15 protein-coding genes and 1 tRNA gene are annotated in these 15,536 nt (G+C 55.0%); 6 read left to right on the forward strand and 10 right to left on the reverse strand.

The window, feature by feature from the left end; genetic code table 11:
- The first annotated feature begins 77 nt into the window (after window positions 1–77).
- From J3362_RS16220 to J3362_RS16230, 3 genes are read left to right on the forward strand one after another with little or no spacing between them, the layout of a single operon-like run.
- On the forward strand, window positions 78–776 hold the full coding sequence (locus tag J3362_RS16220) for an ATP-dependent zinc protease family protein (RefSeq protein ID WP_349521122.1): 699 nt from the start codon (window positions 78–80) through the stop codon (window positions 774–776).
- Window positions 773–2,290 carry an inactive transglutaminase family protein gene (locus tag J3362_RS16225; RefSeq protein ID WP_104270304.1) on the forward strand — a complete coding sequence of 506 codons (1,518 nt, stop codon included), beginning with the start codon at window positions 773–775 and terminating at the stop codon, window positions 2,288–2,290. Before J3362_RS16220 ends, J3362_RS16225 begins: the two co-directional genes overlap by 4 nt.
- 1 nt (window position 2,291) lies before the next feature.
- Window positions 2,292–3,239, forward strand: coding sequence for an alpha-L-glutamate ligase-like protein (locus J3362_RS16230; protein WP_349521123.1), 948 nt, complete (start codon window positions 2,292–2,294; stop codon window positions 3,237–3,239).
- A 61-nt stretch (window positions 3,240–3,300) separates the two neighbouring features.
- Here the strand turns inward: J3362_RS16230 and J3362_RS16235 are convergent, their stop codons facing one another.
- Window positions 3,301–4,893: a BCCT family transporter gene (locus J3362_RS16235; protein ID WP_349521124.1), complete on the reverse strand. Its 1,593-nt coding sequence runs from the start codon at window positions 4,891–4,893 to the stop codon at window positions 3,301–3,303.
- A 251-nt stretch (window positions 4,894–5,144) separates the two neighbouring features.
- Here J3362_RS16235 and J3362_RS16240 point away from each other — a divergent pair, with 251 nt between their 5' ends.
- Window positions 5,145–6,788 (forward strand): FMN-binding glutamate synthase family protein, encoded by a 1,644-nt coding sequence (locus J3362_RS16240; RefSeq protein ID WP_349521125.1) that lies wholly within the window; start codon window positions 5,145–5,147, stop codon window positions 6,786–6,788.
- 114 nt (window positions 6,789–6,902) lie between these two features.
- Window positions 6,903–6,979: transfer RNA gene (locus tag J3362_RS16245), tRNA-Pro, on the forward strand.
- Window positions 6,980–7,033: 54 nt separating this feature from the next.
- Here J3362_RS16245 and J3362_RS16250 read toward each other — a convergent pair.
- Complete coding sequence (locus J3362_RS16250; RefSeq protein WP_349521126.1) at window positions 7,034–7,657, reverse strand: Crp/Fnr family transcriptional regulator; 624 nt, start codon at window positions 7,655–7,657, stop codon at window positions 7,034–7,036.
- Window positions 7,658–7,785: 128 nt separating this feature from the next.
- Between J3362_RS16250 and J3362_RS16255 the strand changes: the two genes are divergently transcribed.
- Window positions 7,786–7,974, forward strand: a complete 189-nt coding sequence (locus tag J3362_RS16255) for a YgaP family membrane protein (protein WP_349521127.1) — start codon at window positions 7,786–7,788, stop codon at window positions 7,972–7,974.
- Between the two features lie 64 nt (window positions 7,975–8,038).
- On the opposite strand, the gene J3362_RS16260 is transcribed toward J3362_RS16255, so the two are convergent.
- The 8 genes from J3362_RS16260 to thrS form a co-directional block, all read right to left on the reverse strand.
- Window positions 8,039–8,404: a MerR family transcriptional regulator gene (locus J3362_RS16260; protein ID WP_008170477.1), complete on the reverse strand. Its 366-nt coding sequence runs from the start codon at window positions 8,402–8,404 to the stop codon at window positions 8,039–8,041.
- Window positions 8,385–8,687 carry an integration host factor subunit alpha gene (gene ihfA, locus J3362_RS16265; RefSeq protein WP_007151838.1) on the reverse strand — a complete coding sequence of 101 codons (303 nt, stop codon included), beginning with the start codon at window positions 8,685–8,687 and terminating at the stop codon, window positions 8,385–8,387. Before ihfA ends, J3362_RS16260 begins: the two co-directional genes overlap by 20 nt.
- Before the next feature lie 3 nt (window positions 8,688–8,690).
- Window positions 8,691–11,063, reverse strand: coding sequence for a phenylalanine--tRNA ligase subunit beta (pheT, locus tag J3362_RS16270; RefSeq protein WP_349521128.1), 2,373 nt, complete (start codon window positions 11,061–11,063; stop codon window positions 8,691–8,693).
- 60 nt (window positions 11,064–11,123) lie between these two features.
- Entirely contained in the window at window positions 11,124–12,122 is a 999-nt protein-coding gene (gene pheS, locus J3362_RS16275) for a phenylalanine--tRNA ligase subunit alpha (protein ID WP_349521129.1), read from the reverse strand.
- Between the two features lie 152 nt (window positions 12,123–12,274).
- Window positions 12,275–12,628, reverse strand: a complete 354-nt coding sequence (gene rplT, locus J3362_RS16280) for a 50S ribosomal protein L20 (RefSeq protein ID WP_008170485.1) — start codon at window positions 12,626–12,628, stop codon at window positions 12,275–12,277.
- Window positions 12,629–12,678: 50 nt separating this feature from the next.
- Window positions 12,679–12,870: a 50S ribosomal protein L35 gene (rpmI, locus tag J3362_RS16285; protein ID WP_007151842.1), complete on the reverse strand. Its 192-nt coding sequence runs from the start codon at window positions 12,868–12,870 to the stop codon at window positions 12,679–12,681.
- Window positions 12,871–12,965: 95 nt separating this feature from the next.
- Window positions 12,966–13,511, reverse strand: coding sequence for a translation initiation factor IF-3 (gene infC / locus J3362_RS16290; protein WP_349521731.1), 546 nt, complete (start codon window positions 13,509–13,511; stop codon window positions 12,966–12,968).
- Window positions 13,508–15,433: a threonine--tRNA ligase gene (gene thrS / locus J3362_RS16295; RefSeq protein WP_349521131.1), complete on the reverse strand. Its 1,926-nt coding sequence runs from the start codon at window positions 15,431–15,433 to the stop codon at window positions 13,508–13,510. Before thrS ends, infC begins: the two co-directional genes overlap by 4 nt.
- Window positions 15,434–15,536 lie beyond the last annotated feature (103 nt).

The following is a 15,536-nucleotide window of genomic DNA, read 5'->3' on the forward strand; positions in this document are numbered from 1 at the left end:
CTGGACTGCCTAAACCTTCCTTCATCGCACTCGCAGGCATTCTCACGCTAACGGGATGTTCGGCAGACCGTTATTTCATGGTTCCCAAAGCAGACCTCAATGAGGTTCAGGGATCCGTCAAGAGCCAGCGTGCGACTCTCGTTACCATGGAAGAAAATGCAGCGACTCGACACGAGCAAGCCGTTGCACAGACTCGCTCATCGACTCAAACCATCCTGGACGCGATCGCTACCCAGGTAGAAAAGCCCGAATGTCCGCCCGTTCAGGTCCAGAAGCAGTGTCCCGCAACAGACAACTCGAAAGGCCGCGCAGATCGCCTCAAGGGGAAAGTCATTGTCGGCGAGGTAGAGAATTTCTACCTCGCCGACCCCGGTTTGATCTATAAGGCTCGAATTGACAGCGGCGCCGAAACCTCTTCGATCGACGCACGCAACATCACCCGGTTTGAGCGGGATGGCAATAACTGGGTGCGTTTCGACGTACCCGTTCCCGGCGCCGACAAGTTAGTGACCCTGGAAAAAGAAATCTCCCGTCGTGTCCGGGTTATCCAGGCCAGCGCGGACGAAGCTGAGCGCCGTGTTGTTGTCGAACTCCAGTTCTTTATTGGCGACCATCGGCAGGTAGCCGAGTTCACACTTGCCGACAGAACAAACCTGACCTACGAAGTTCTGATCGGCCGCAATATTTTGCGTGACGTAATGCTGGTCGATGTCGGCAAGGAGTACGCCACCGAATTGCCTGAATCCATCCGCAAAAGTAACGGGAACGAATCGTGACTACACGCTCGCGCCTGCCGTTTTATATTGCCGTTTTTCTCCTCATCGCTGCGGGCATTTCGCTTGCTGTCTGGAGACACATTGAGCTTGGCATCCCCTGGCTGACAGGCGAGCAGCGTCCTGTCTGGATGGTCGAGGCCCGAATCGATTTTGACGCCGGCGACGGATCAGTTCTTGCCAGCCTCAACATACCCGAGCAACCTCCGGGATTCCGTATCCTTACCGAGCAGGCTGCATCACCTGGCTACGGCTTCTCTATAATCGACAGCTCGGGAAGCCGCCGGGCGGAATGGAGCAAGCGGGAAGTCTCCGGACCGCAGACACTGTATTTCAAAGCCCAGTTTATTCCGGACGCTAACGCCCAACCGGAAATTCCCGTGCGGGAACCGAAAACACCGAGGACCTTTTGGGAGGAACCCGAAGCCACAGCCGTTCAGGAAATACTGGACCAGGCCAGGGCCCGTTCGAGTACTCCAGAAAGCATGACCCGAGAGCTTATCCGGCTGATGCAGCCCGACACCCGCACCCAGAACACCACCCTGCTGGTCTCGGAAGAGAACTACCTGGACCTTCTGGTCGATATGCTCAACCATAGCGGTATCGCTGCCAGGATAGCCGATGGCCTCAGGCTTGAGGATGCGCGCCGGCGGCAACAGCTGATGCCCTACCTGCAAATCTACAATGGCAAACAGTGGCTCACCTTCAACCCGAAAACCGCTGAACAGGGCGTACCTGACGATCTGTTGCTCTGGCGCCAGGGCTCTGCTTCTTTGCTGGATGTCGTGGGTGGGGAGAACTCAGAAGTGAGCTTCTCTATGCTCCGGCAAACTGTTCCGGCCTTGCAACTGGCGACCATGGAATCCGCCTCCAACGGCCTCGGTTTCCTGAGCTTCTATGAGCTACCCATTGAAGAGCAAAGCATGTTCCGGATGCTGCTGTTGCTGCCACTTGGCGCACTCATGGTGGCCTTCATGCGGATTGTCATCGGCATACGTACCTCTGGCACCTTCATGCCCGTGCTCATTGCCGTCGCGTTCGTCCAGACGACTCTGGTGCCCGGGCTTATTGCTTTCCTGTCGGTTGTCGCCATAGGTCTGCTTATGCGCGGCTATCTGTCCAGTCTCAACCTGTTGCTGGTGTCTCGAATATCCGCTCTGATCATTCTGGTTATTTTCATCACCGCGGGCTTGAGCATTATCGGCTACCAGATGGGATTCAACACCGGCATGACAGTCACTTTTTTCCCGATGGTTATCATTGCCTGGACGATTGAGCGCATGTCCATCCTCTGGGAGGAAGAAGGCGCCCACGAGGTTATGGTTCAGGGTGCCGGCAGCCTGTTCGTAGCTATCTGTGCCTATCTGCTGATGAGCGCACCTCTGGCTGGTCATCTGACTTTCAACTTCCCGGAGCTGCACCTCGTGATCCTCGGGCTGATCCTGTTGATGGGCCAATACACCGGCTACAAGCTCAGCGAGCTGCGACGGTTCACGCCAATGAAGGCGTACGACTGATATGGACTGGATTTCACCGCGATCTCTCAAGAGGCTCGGGATGCTCAATATGAATCGGAGAAATGTCGACTACATTTCCCGGTACAATGAGCGCTCGTCGTACCCTCTGGTGGACAACAAGCTGAAGACCAAGCTGGTGGTTGCCGAATACGGGGTAAAAACGCCCAAGCTGCTTCAGATTGTCCGCCAACAGCATGAAATATCGCACTTCCGGGAGATGGCTGAAGACCTTGAGGGCTTTGCGATCAAACCGGCGAAGGGGTCTGGCGGCAAGGGAATTACGGTGATTACCGGGCGCGATGGTGAGAATTACATCAAGGCTTCCGGTTCCCGTGTAGATTCTTCATTCCTTGAGCGTCACCTTACCAATATTCTGGCCGGCCTCTACTCTCTTGCAGGCACTCCTGACGTTGCGATTGTCGAAAATCTGGTGGAATCCGCCCCTTCACTGGCAAAGTATTCGCATCAGGGTGTGCCCGACATCCGTATTGTGGTGTTCCAGGGTTATCCCGTTATGGCCATGCTGAGACTGGCTACAACCGCATCGGACGGTAAAGCCAATCTTCATCAGGGAGCCGTAGGCGTTGGTCTTGATATCGGTTCTGGTCGAAGTCTGAACGCAGTTCAGTTCAACCGTCCCATTACACTTCACCCGGATACCGGTCTTGCGCTGGAAAACATCCAGATTGACGCCTGGGGCGAAATGCTGGAGATGGCCTCTCGATGCTACGAAGCAACCGGCCTTGGCTATATGGGAGTCGATCTGGTGGTAGATGCCAACGAAGGGCCACTGTTGCTGGAACTTAACGCCAGACCCGGGCTGGCAATCCAGATGGCAAACGGTCGAGGGCTTCTGCCTCGCCTGCGGGCGATTGAGGCTCTCAAGCGGCCACACTTCACGCCACTGGAACGCTCTCGTTTCGCCATGGACACGTTCGCCAGTTTCTGAGCGTTAACCAGACATAAAAAAACCGGGGCCAGGGCCCCGGTTTTTTCATTTCAAAGCACGCTTAGGTGAGCTCACCTCTGGCAATCAGAAGTTTACGCTCATGACTGAGGCCCTTCAAAAGTCCCCACGTCATGATCAGCAGAACCACCGTAAAGGGCAGGCCAGCACTGATTGCTGTCGCCTGAATCGCGCCAAGTGCATCTTCACCGCCACCAAAGATCAAGGCCGCAGCAATGGCACCCTCAGCAACTACCCAGAAAACACGCTGAGCGGTCGGAGCGTCGGTCTTGCCGCCGGCTGTGATGCTGTCGATGACCAGCGAGCCGGAATCCGACGAAGTTACGAAGAACACCAGCACCAGAATAATGCCAACGAACGACAAGATCCCGGTCAGCGGCAGATTTGCAAACATCTGGAACGTCGCAAGAGATACTTCGGTCAGGCCGTTGTCGGCCAGTTCACCGACGCCCTGCTGGATCTGTTCGATAGCAGCACCACCGAAAGCACTCATCCATACAACCGTGATAACGGTCGGAACGATCAACACAGCAGTCACAAACTCACGAACGGTACGCCCCTTGGACACACGGGCGATAAACATACCGACGAACGGTGACCAGGAAATCCACCATGCCCAGTAGAATACAGTCCAGCCCTGGAACCAGGCTTCATCTTCACGACCAAACGGATTGCTGAGCTGCAAAGCGTTGCCAACATAGTTGGAAGAAGTTACCCACAGAGTTTCCAGAATGGTCATGGTCGGACCAGCGAAAATAACGAACAACAGCAGAACGGCGGCGACGGCCATGTTGATGTTACTCAAGATCTTGACGCCTCCGTCGAGGCCCCTGAGCACTGACATCAATGCAAGCGCTGTAACACCGACAATGATCGCCATCTGGATATTGGTTCCGGCGCCGGTGTCGAACAGATAATTGAGGCCGGAAGCCGCCTGCTGGGCACCGAAACCGAGGGACGTCGCAAGACCAAAAATAGTGGCTACGACCGCCAGAACATCAATAACGTGACCGGGCCAGCCCCAAACCTTGTCTCTCAGCAACGGGAAAAAAGCGGAGCGGATCGTCAACGGCATGTTTTTGTTAAACGCAAAAAATGCCAGGGAGAGCGCTACGATCGCATAGATGCCCCAGGGGTGCAGACCCCAGTGGTACATGGTCGCGCCCATGGCAAGATTGCGGGCCTCATTTGTTCCGGCCTCTACGTTGAGTGGCGTCTCATACCATCCTGTGTAGTAAGCCACGGGCTCGGCAACCGCCCAGAACATGAGACCAATACCCATGCCAGCCGCGAACAGCATGCAGAACCAGGAAATCGTAGAGAATTCAGGCTTGCAGTCTTGGCCGCCAATACGGATCTTACCCATCGGCAGAAAGATCAACGCCAAACATACAACAACAAAGATGTTGGCACTGATCAGGAAAAACCAGTCAAACGTCGCGATAATGTCCCATTTCGCTCCATCGAGCAGCTCTTTGGCTGGCCCGGGGAACATCAGGGTCCCTATCACGAACGCAACAACCAGTATCGCCGTAATCGGAAATACCGGTGCGTGGAGATCCAGCCCGAACGGTGTGATATTGTCCTGGCCGGCCACGTAGTCCGTCGAATATTCGTCTTTAACTACCTCGCCCACGTTATGGCGCCTCCTGAGTTGGTAAGTCGTTTATTCAGAATCGGAGTTCAAACATTACAAGCGCGTTATCATAATGTTTTGAGTTCAAAACATCAAAACTACGATTATTTTAGCCGCCTTGATATTTATCATAGACCATGATCGATATCGGACCAGTCAAAGTCAGGACCAATCGAGGCACAATCCCGCATCGTAGGACTAAACTCTTCTTTATCCGTTGAGCCGGTTTTGTGAGACAACCAGAGGATTACATGGAAAAAACCAAGACCTTTCCGCTTCGCTATTCCGCCTATGCACTAAGCATTGTCGGCTTTTTAGTCTCTTTTGGGCTGGCCATATTCGCAGACGTGAGTTTCGCGTTTCCGCTGATCTTTGGTGCCTTCGCTGCCCTTGGCACCTATGATCTGTTGCAAAGGCGGCACACGGTCAGCCGGAATTATCCAATCATGGCCAACTTCCGGTACCTGCTCGAATCCGTTGGGCCAGAAATCCGCCAGTATTTTATCCAGTCAGACACCGAAGAGCGCCCTTTCTCCCGGGAGCAACGCACGATCGTCTATCAGCGTGCCAAGAATGTCCTCGACAAACGCCCTTTTGGCTCACAACTCGGGATGTATGACGAGGGATTCGAGTGGATGAACCATTCACTCGCTCCCACCCGCCTCGACAGCAGTGATTTCCGGATTCTGATCGGCAGGAACTGTGATAAACCCTACAACGCCAGTGTGTTCAATATTTCCGCAATGAGCTTTGGCTCGCTGTCCGCCAACGCCATCCTGAGCCTGAATACCGGTGCCAGAATGGGCGGTTTCTATCATGACACCGGAGAAGGCTCCATCTCCCGATACCACCGACAGCCGGGTGGCGATCTGGTCTGGGAGATCGGTTCAGGGTACTTCGGCTGCCGCTACAAAGACGGTTCGTTCAACGAAGACATGTTTCGGCAGAACGCCACGATTGAACAGGTCAAAATGATAGAACTCAAACTATCTCAGGGTGCGAAACCGGGCCACGGCGGAATTTTGCCGGGTGCCAAGGTTACCCCCGAGATCGCTGAAGCTCGGGGCGTTTCTGTGGGTGAGGACTGCGTTTCTCCAGCCAGCCATTCGGCGTTCTCAAACCCCATCGAGATGCTGGAGTTCATTGACCGGCTACGTGAACTTTCTGGCGGCAAACCCGTCGGCTTCAAGCTGGCCATTGGCCACCCCTGGGAATGGTTCGCCATCGTCAAAGCCATGCTGGAAACCGGTCGAAAACCTGATTTTATCGTCGTCGACGGCGGCGAAGGCGGCACGGGAGCCGCTCCACTGGAGTTTATCAACCGCCTCGGCATGCCCATGACTGAGGCGCTTCTGCTGGTTCACAACACGCTGGTCGGCACCCATTTGCGGGAAGACATAGCCATTGGCGCAGCAGGCAAGATCACGTCGGCCTTCAACATAGCCCGAACCCTGGCCCTTGGTGCGGACTGGTGCAACGCAGCCCGTGGCTATATGTTCTCCCTGGGCTGCATACAGGCGCTCAGTTGCCACACAGGGCGTTGCCCGAGCGGCGTGGCCACCCAGGACCCCAGACGCGGCAACAAGCTCGACGTAGAGCTCAAGAGCCAGCGGGTGTACAACTACCATAAGAACACGCTGGACGCCCTGCAAAACCTGCTTGAGGCTTCCGGGCTCAAGCACCCATCCGAGCTTGGTCCGGAACACGTTGTCCGGCGGGTATCGAAAACCGAAGTTCACTCGTACATGGACCTTTTCCCGTTTCTTGAGCCGGGCGCCCTGTTGGAGGGGAAAACAGACCTGACCGTGTTCGATAAGTACTGGGAATCGGCCCGGGCGGATACCTTCGAACCACCCGAATTTATCCTCAAACTGCGGGAGACCAAGCTACGCTAAAAATTGCCATCAAAATCGCCATCGGATGTTTATTTTTTCCATGGGCTCGTGTAGACTTCGCTCCCGCTAAGCCACTGAGAATACTCTCAAGTTTCGAAGTGGCGAAGAGCGAATCGGGGCGTAGCGCAGCTTGGTAGCGCACTTGCATGGGGTGCAAGGGGTCGTAGGTTCAAATCCTACCGTCCCGACCAGATTCCGACAAAAAGCCCGGCCTGAAAGGTCCGGGCTTTTTGTTTTTCAGGCCCTTATTCCACAAACGAACCGATGAACTCGATCTTTCCTCGGGCAAGCCGCAGCCTGCCCTTGCGTTCAAGCTCCTTCAATAACCGGCTGACCACTTCCCTGGCGGTTCCCAGCTCAACAGCCAGCTCCTGGTGCGTTATCGTGATGGCGCCCTTCTCTGCCCTGACCTCAAGCCAGTGCTCAAGACGTTCGTCCATACGCCTGAACGCCACTTCTTCCACCAACAGCATCAAATCATTCAACCGGCGACCGTAGGATTCCATAATTCCAAGCCGGAAATCAGCGGATTGATCCATTAGCCGGTCGAACAACCCCCTCGGCACCATGAACAGCTCAGCGTCCTCCTCAACCACCGCTTCCGCCCGAAAGCCATCGCCAGTCATCAGGCATCCAATGGACAGCGTGCAGATATCATCTGCCCCCATCCGATACAGCACAATGCTATTACCCGACAGGCCGGTCATCTGAACTTTTACAATGCCATTCAGCACCAGAGGAAGCCCCTGGCAGGGATCTCCGGCCCGGAAAAGGACCTTCCCATGCTCAAAGCGCAGGGGTTGCAGTCCGCTCAGGGCGTCCCTGTGAAGATCCTCGGGCAATGTTTCGAGAATGCTGTGTTGCAACATCGACTTTTCCATAAGTGGTGAGAATATTTTATCCAGCGCTCCGCTCTGTGTGACTTTATCACTGAACATTCAGGGCGCAGGCGCTAGAGTCAGTCCTGTCGTCTCATATCAACCAAGGAGAATGGAACATGAGCATTAACATGGGATCTGCGGACCGTATCATTCGCGCCATTGCCGGCATTGTACTCCTGGCCCTCGTATTTGTGGGCCCCCAAACACCCTGGGGCTGGATCGGCATTATTCCTCTCGCCACTGCCGCAGTGGGCAACTGCCCCGCCTATTCAATTCTGGGCATCAAGACCTGCAAGAAGCAGTAAACATACAGGCATAAAAAAACCGGGGCAGCCTCGCTGTCCCGGTTTTTTTTGACTTTCGGAAGCCCTACTTGACCGGCGCGTTCAGCACCTCAAGTACTTCCTCAAGCTCCGTGATCATCTGGCGAATCAGCTGTTTGTACTGGGAAGTATCGTCTTTAACCTCGTGACTACTCAGCTTCTGCTTCGCACCACCGATGGTATAGCCCTGATCATAAAGCAGACTGCGAATCTGGCGGATCGTGATAACGTCTGCCCGCTGATAATAGCGCCGGTTACCCCGACGCTTTACGGGCGAAAGCTGCGGAAATTCCTGCTCCCAATACCGCAGGACGTGCGCCTTTACCGCACACAGTTCCGCCACCTCACCGATGGTGAAGTAACGCTTCCCGGGAATCGTGGGAAGTTCGTTGTTATGACTGGGTTCCAGCATACGCTTCTACTTTTTGCTTTAGTTTTTGTCCCGGGCGAAACGTAACAACTCGCCGTGCACTTATCGGAATCTCTTCGCCGGTTTTGGGGTTTCGTCCCGGCCGCTGCTTCTTGTCCCGCAGATCGAAGTTACCGAAACCCGACAGCTTCACCTGCTCGTTGTGGCTGAGAGCGCCTCTGATCTCGTCGAAAAAAGCTTCTACCATTTCCTTGGCTTCGCGCTTGTTCAGGCCCAATTCCTCGTACAACCGCTCTGCCATTTCCGCTTTCGTCAAAGCCGCCATTTCTCAACTCCTCAGTGTTGCCCCCAGCTCTTCTTTCAATGCGTCGATGACACCGTTGAAGAGCGAATGCACTTCATCCTCGTTCAATGTACGTTCGGGGTGCTGCCAGAACAGGCTCAGAGCCAGGCTCCGGTTACCTTCGCCCAAGCTCTCACCTTCATAGACATCGAACGCACGCAACGCTGTCAGCTGCTCACCGGCATGCTTTCTCGCTACACGCTCCACATCGGCGAACGCTACCTCGCTTCCGATAATAATAGCCAAATCCCGACGAACTTCCGGGAATTTCGAAATTTCTTTGAAATTAGGCACATATCCGGTAACGATTGAATTCAAGAATAGCTCAAACATCAGGATCGTGCCATTAAGTTCAAGATTTTTCTGAACTTGTGGATGCAGAGTCCCCAGCCAGCCCACATGCTCGCCGTCACGAATGAGCTCTGCGGTCTGCCCCGGGTGCAGGGCAGGATGCTGGCTGCCAACAAAACGTATTTCGATACCCAGCAAACGGAACAGACTTTCCAAATCCCCTTTTACATCAAAGAAATCCGCCGTTCTGCGACCGTTCGCCCAATTTTCAGGAAACTGATTGCCTACCACGACGCCGGCGAGCATCGGTTGTTGATCAATCCGCTCCCCTTCCTGGAGGAACCGCAGGCCAGTTTCAAACAGACGGATACGCGGCTGCTGACGGTTCTGGTTGTAGGCGACGGTCTTCAGCAGCCCACTCCAGAGACTGGTGCGCATTACCGACAGATCCGAGGAAATCGGATTCGCCAGGGCAATGCCCTGACGGTCGGGATCAACCAACTGCTGGACTTTCGGATCAACAAAGCTATAGGTCACCGCTTCCTGGTAGCCATGATCCACAAAGAAGTTGCGAATGGCCGAGACTGGCCGAACCGCCTCCTGCTCCGGGCGAAGACCGAGTGACCCGTTGGGCTCGGTGACGGGCAGATTGTTGTAGCCATAGATCCGCCCTACTTCCTCGATCAGGTCTTCTTCAATGGAGATGTCCGGGCGGAAGCTGGGAACACTGACCCGCCAACCGTCTTTCAGGAGCTTCTCGACCCTTAGCCCAAGCCGAGTCAGGATTTCCTCGACTGTCGTCCGGTCGATTTCCATACCCAGAACATCGTTTAGCCGGCCGGCACGCAGGTCGACAACCCGATCCTTGGGCATGTCTTCATCGCTGGCAACCTCGACAATCTCGCCAGGCTCACCGCCCACAATATCCATCAGCAGGCTCGTGGCGCGCTCCATGGCGTCGCGCGCCAGTTTATAGTCGACACCTCGTTCGAACCGGTGCGAAGCGTCAGTGTGCAGGCCATAGTGACGAGCCTTGCCCGCCAGGGTAATCGGATCAAAGTAGGCAGACTCCAGTACCAGATCCCGGGTCTTCGGGCTGACACCGGAATGCTCGCCGCCCATGACACCGGCAATAGCGATCGGCTTTTCGTGATCCGCAATCACCAGCGTGCCCTGGGTGAGCTCAACTTCCTGGCCATCCAGCAGAACAAGCTTTTCCCCTATCCGCGCCATGCGAACGACGATCCCGCCCTGGATTTCGTCACGGTCAAAAGCGTGCATCGGCTGGCCAAGTTCCAGCATGACGTAGTTGGTGACGTCTACGGCGGCATCGATGGAACGGATACCGGAGCGACGCAGTTTTTCCTGCATCCACAATGGCGATTCCGCCTGCAGGTTCACATTCCGGAGAATACGGCCAAGATACCTCGGGCACCCTGCCGGCGCTTCCACCCGGATATCAGGGACTTCGGAGTGCGAAGACTCCACGGGCTCAATCGCGGGGCTGTTGAACAACATGCTGTTCAGAACACCCACCTCCCGGGCGATGCCTTTGATAGACAGGCAGTCGGCGCGATTCGGAGTCAGGTCCACATCAATAGTGACATCGTTCAGCTGCAGATAATCCGCCACGTCCTTACCCACCGGTGCGTCCGCAGGGAGCTCCATCAGGCCATCGTGGTTCTCAGAGAGCCCGAGCTCGGATTCGGAGCAAAGCATTCCTTCGGAAGGCTGACCGCGAAGCTTGGCCTTCTTGATCTTGAAATCACCCGGCAGGACAGCGCCAACCACCGCAAAAGGCACTTTCATACCCTCGCGGACATTCGGTGCACCGCAGACTACCTGAACCTCTGAGGAACCATCACTTACCTGGCATACCCGGAGCTTGTCTGCGTCCGGATGGGGCTGCACCGACTGGACTTCACCCACGATTACGCCACGGAATTGACCGGCCACCGGTTCGAAACCGTCCACTTCCAGACCCGCCATGGTGATCTGGTCCATCAATTCCTGGGTATCGATTTGCGGATTGACCCATTCGCGCAGCCACTGTTCACTGAATTTCATGGTTATTGCCTTGTCCTGATGCGGTTATGCCTGTTTGGTTGGATGCCGTGATCTTGCCTGTTAACGGAACTGTCGCAGGAAGCGCAGGTCGTTCTCAAAGAACATGCGCAGATCGTTAACGCCATAACGAAGCATGGCCAGTCGCTCAACACCCAGGCCGAACGCAAAGCCACGGTATTCCTCGGCATCGATTCCGCAGTATTCAAACACCTTGGGGTGCACCATTCCGCAACCCATGACTTCCAGCCACTTTATGCTGCCATCGGCTTCCCGTCCCCATTCGATGTCCACCTCCGCAGAGGGCTCAGTGAAGGGGAAATACGATGGCCGGAAACGGACCTGAAGGTCTCGTTCGAAAAACACTCTCAGGAACTCCTCAACCGTGCTTTTGAGATCCGCAAAACTGACGTTTTTCTCGACCAGAAGCCCTTCCACCTGGTGGAACATGGGGGTGTGAGTCATATCCGAATCACAGCGGTAAACGCGGCCAGGGCAGATCATCCGGAAGGGCGGCTTGCCTGCTTCCATGGTGCGAATCTGTACTGGAGAGGTGTGTGTTCTCAACAGTGTGCCCGGGTTGAAATAAAACGTGTCGTGCATCGCGCGGGCGGGATGGTGGCCAGGAATATTCAGGGCCTCGAAGTTGTGATAGTCATCTTCGATCTCGGGCCCCTGCTCTACGGTGTAGCCGGCGCGCGCAAAGAAATGTTCGATCCGCTGCAGGGTGCGAGTGACCGGGTGCAAGCCGCCCATGTCCTGGCCTCGGCCCGGCAAAGTCACATCAATGGATTCGCTGGCAAGCTTCTGTTCGATGGCGGCACGTTCCAGATCGTTTCGGCGGGCATTGATGGCCTGCTCTACCTGCCCTTTGGCTTCATTGATCTTCTGGCCGGCGGCAGGGCGCTCTTCAGCAGACAGCTTGCCCAGTGTTTTCGCCTGCTGGGTAATCACACCCTTCTTGCCAAGATACTCAACACGAATTTGATCAAGTGCCTGCAGGCTGTCGGCGCTATCAACTGCTGCCAGACCGTCCTGAACCAGTTGCTCCAGGTTTTCCATTGACCCTGCTCCAAACCAGAAATGGAAGTGCTTAAAAACGTAACTTCAAAAACAAAAATAGGGGAAGAGCGTGCCCTTCCCCTATCAGGAGGCGCCTTCATGAAATCATGGGGCGCCCATATCGATCAGCAATCGATGAAAGAGCTAAGCTATCACAGGGACGCTTTGGCCTTCTCAACAACAGCGGCGAACGCCTGCTGCTCGTTCATGGCCAGATCGGCCAGAACCTTACGATCGATTTCAACGTTAGCCTTTTTCAGACCAGCGATCAGACGGCTGTATGACAGACCGTTAGCGCGGGCACCAGCATTGATACGGGCAATCCACAGAGCGCGGAAAGCGCGCTTACGGTTACGACGGTCACGGTAAGCATACTGACCGGCCTTGATAACCGCTTGCTTGGCTACACGGAATACCCGGCTACGAGCGCCGTAGTAACCTTTGGCCTGATTGAGAATCTTTTTGTGACGACGGCGTGCGACCACACCACGTTTTACACGAGCCATAATTTTATCCTTCTACCTTTACTTTCTAAGGAATGATTCTCGCGGCTGGATCAGCACGCGGTCATACGCTTGATAGATGCAACATCCGACTTGGCGATGAGCTTGGTGCCGCGCAGCTGACGCTTACGCTTCGGGCTCTTCTTGGTCAGGATGTGACTGGTGAAGGACTGCTTGTGCTTGAAGCCGGTGGCGGTCTTCTTGAACCGCTTGGTGGCTCCGCTTTTGGTTTTCATCTTAGGCATTTTTTAAAACTCCGCATTCTATTTTTAAATAAACAATAATGTGTTCCTGAACGACAAATCCCCCGCATGCGCGGGGGACAAGCACCCGATCAGGTTCACTTCTTCTTGCGGGGCGCCACTACCATGGTCATCTGCCGGCCTTCCATTTTCGGCCGCATCTCGACCTGGGCAAGCTCTTCAATATCCGTTTCAATGCGCTGCATGAGCTGCATACCAATTTCCTGGTGTGCCATCTCACGGCCACGAAAGCGGATGGTGATTTTGCCGCGGTCCCCGTTTTCAAGGAAACGTACCAGGTTGCGTAGTTTGACCTGATAATCCCCTTCTTCAGTTCCTGGACGGAACTTAAGCTCTTTGACCTGCGTCTGCTTCTGTTTTTTCTTGGCAGCCGCCTTGGCCTTCTTCTCGTCGAAGATTTTCTTGCCGTAGTCCATTATCTTACAGACGATCGGATCGGAATCCGTAACCTGGACCAGGTCAAGAGATGCCTCTTCAGCTTGCTTAATGGCATCCTCAATTGGTACTACACCGACCTGATTGCCCTCGGCATCGATAAGTCGGACTTCGGTTGCGTCAATATTCTCATTGATCGGCGCCTTTGGTGTACGCCCACCCCGATTCGCTCGCTGTTTAATAATCAGATCTCCGTCTTTGTTTTGCCCTTGCGCTCAACATCTTCCTGTAAAAGCTGCTCAAACGCTTCGAGCGATAGAGTTCCCAAATCTTCACCTTTGCGGGTTCTCACCGCAACGGCGTTGTTATCGACTTCTTTATCGCCGACAACGACAAGGTAGGGAACCTTGTTAAGAGTATGCTCGCGGATTTTAAAGCCGATCTTCTCGTTTCTCAAGTCAGCATTAACCCTAAACCCCAAAGAATCCCACTTTTTCGCCAGATTCTGACAATAATCACGCTGATTATCGGTAATATTGAGGATCGCCACCTGAGTTGGAGCAAGCCAGGTCGGGAAAGCGCCTTCGTATTCTTCGATCAGGATACCGATGAAACGCTCGAAGGAACCCAGAACCGCGCGGTGCAGCATAACCGGGGTTTTCCGCTCGGAGTTGTCGGCCACGTACTGCGCTCCCAAACGCCCCGGCATCGAGAAGTCCACCTGGATAGTGCCACACTGCCACACCCGCCCGATACAGTCTTTCAATGAAAACTCGATTTTCGGGCCATAGAAGGCGCCTTCGCCCGGGAGCAATTCCCAGTCTACACCTTCACGGTTCAGCGCTTCTTCCAGAGCGGCCTCAGCCTTATCCCAGACTTCGTCAGAGCCAACCCGCTTTTCCGGGCGGGTTGAAAGCTTGTACAGAATCTCGGTAAACCCGAAGTCGGTGTAGATCTCGTGGAGCATTTCGATAAATGCCGACACTTCCTGCTGGATAGCATCTTCTTCACAGAAGATGTGAGCGTCATCCTGGGTAAACCCACGAACACGCATCAGTCCGTGCAGTGCGCCGGAAGCTTCGTTGCGGTGACAGGAGCCGAATTCCGCCAGCCTGAGCGGAAGATCCTTATAGCTTTTAAGGCCCTGGTTGAACACCTGCACGTGACACGGACAGTTCATCGGCTTGATCGCGTAGTCGTGCTTTTCCGACTCGGTGGTGAACATGTCGTCCTTGAACTTGTCCCAGTGCCCTGACTTCTCCCAAAGGGTGCGGGACACCACCTGCGGTGTCTTGATTTCCTTGTAGCCATGCTCCTGCTGCTTGCGACGCATGTACTGCTCAACTTCCTGATACAGCGTCCAGCCGTCCGGATGCCAGAACACCATACCCGGCGCTTCTTCCTGCATATGGAAAAGACCCAGTTTCTTGCCAACCTTGCGATGGTCGCGCTTCTCGGCCTCTTCGAGGCGATGCAGATAGGCCTTGAGATCCTTTTTGTTGCCCCAGGCGGTGCCGTAGACACGCTGCAGCTGCTCATTGCTGGTGTCGCCACGCCAGTAGGCGCCGGCAACCTTGGTCAGCTTGAAGGCCTTGAGCTTGCCGGTGCTCGGAACGTGGGGACCACGGCACAGGTCGATGAAATCGCCCTGACGATAGAAAGAGAGGTCCTCTTCACCGGGAATATCCTGAATGATACGGACTTTGTACTCCTCGCCCATATCCTCAAAAAGCTTGATCGCCTCATCGCGGGACATGATGGAGCGTGAGACCGCAAGATCCTGTTTGGCGAGCTCTTCCATGCGCTTCTCGATCCGCGCCAGATCCTCGTTGGTAAACGGGCGGTCGTACTTGAAGTCGTAGTAGAAGCCATTATCGATCACCGGGCCAATGGTAACCTGGGCACCGGGAAACAGTTCCTGGACAGCCATAGCCATCAGGTGAGCCGTGGAATGGCGAATGACATCAACGCCCTCTTCATCACGCTCCGTAACGATCGCCAGTTCGGCATCGTTCTCGATTCGATAACTGGTGTCCACAAGCTGACCATCCACCTTTCCGGCGAGGGCGGCCTTGGCAAGACCAGCGCCAATGTCGGCGGCAACATCATGAACGGTTACGGGTTCGGCAAAACTGCGGTGGCTGCCATCGGGCAAGGTTACGACGGGCATGAAAAGCTCCTGTTGGTTACTCAGCGGTGATCTATACCAGAGACCACATGGTGACGGCACGGCGCGATACAAACCGCGGGCCGATTCGACTCGAAGTCTAACA

The organism is Marinobacter sp. NFXS11, assembly GCF_040148675.1.
Lineage (GTDB): Bacteria > Pseudomonadota > Gammaproteobacteria > Pseudomonadales > Oleiphilaceae > Marinobacter.

Bases quoted from the DNA above. Each gene is read 5' to 3' on its own strand.
- J3362_RS16220 (WP_349521122.1), top strand. From the start codon at position 78: ATGGTTCCCAAAGCAGACCTCAATGAGGTTCAGGGATCCGTCAAGAGC.
- J3362_RS16230 (WP_349521123.1), top strand. From the start codon at position 2,292: ATGGACTGGATTTCACCGCGATCTCTCAAGAGGCTCGGGATGCTCAAT.
- J3362_RS16240 (WP_349521125.1), top strand. From the start codon at position 5,145: ATGGAAAAAACCAAGACCTTTCCGCTTCGCTATTCCGCCTATGCACTA.
- J3362_RS16250 (WP_349521126.1), bottom strand. From the start codon at position 7,657: ATGTTGCAACACAGCATTCTCGAAACATTGCCCGAGGATCTTCACAGG.
- J3362_RS16255 (WP_349521127.1), top strand. From the start codon at position 7,786: ATGAGCATTAACATGGGATCTGCGGACCGTATCATTCGCGCCATTGCC.
- J3362_RS16260 (WP_008170477.1), bottom strand. From the start codon at position 8,404: ATGCTGGAACCCAGTCATAACAACGAACTTCCCACGATTCCCGGGAAG.
- ihfA (WP_007151838.1), bottom strand. From the start codon at position 8,687: ATGGCGGCTTTGACGAAAGCGGAAATGGCAGAGCGGTTGTACGAGGAA.
- pheT (WP_349521128.1), bottom strand. From the start codon at position 11,063: ATGAAATTCAGTGAACAGTGGCTGCGCGAATGGGTCAATCCGCAAATC.
- pheS (WP_349521129.1), bottom strand. From the start codon at position 12,122: ATGGAAAACCTGGAGCAACTGGTTCAGGACGGTCTGGCAGCAGTTGAT.
- rplT (WP_008170485.1), bottom strand. From the start codon at position 12,628: ATGGCTCGTGTAAAACGTGGTGTGGTCGCACGCCGTCGTCACAAAAAG.
- rpmI (WP_007151842.1), bottom strand. From the start codon at position 12,870: ATGCCTAAGATGAAAACCAAAAGCGGAGCCACCAAGCGGTTCAAGAAG.
- thrS (WP_349521131.1), bottom strand. From the start codon at position 15,433: ATGCCCGTCGTAACCTTGCCCGATGGCAGCCACCGCAGTTTTGCCGAA.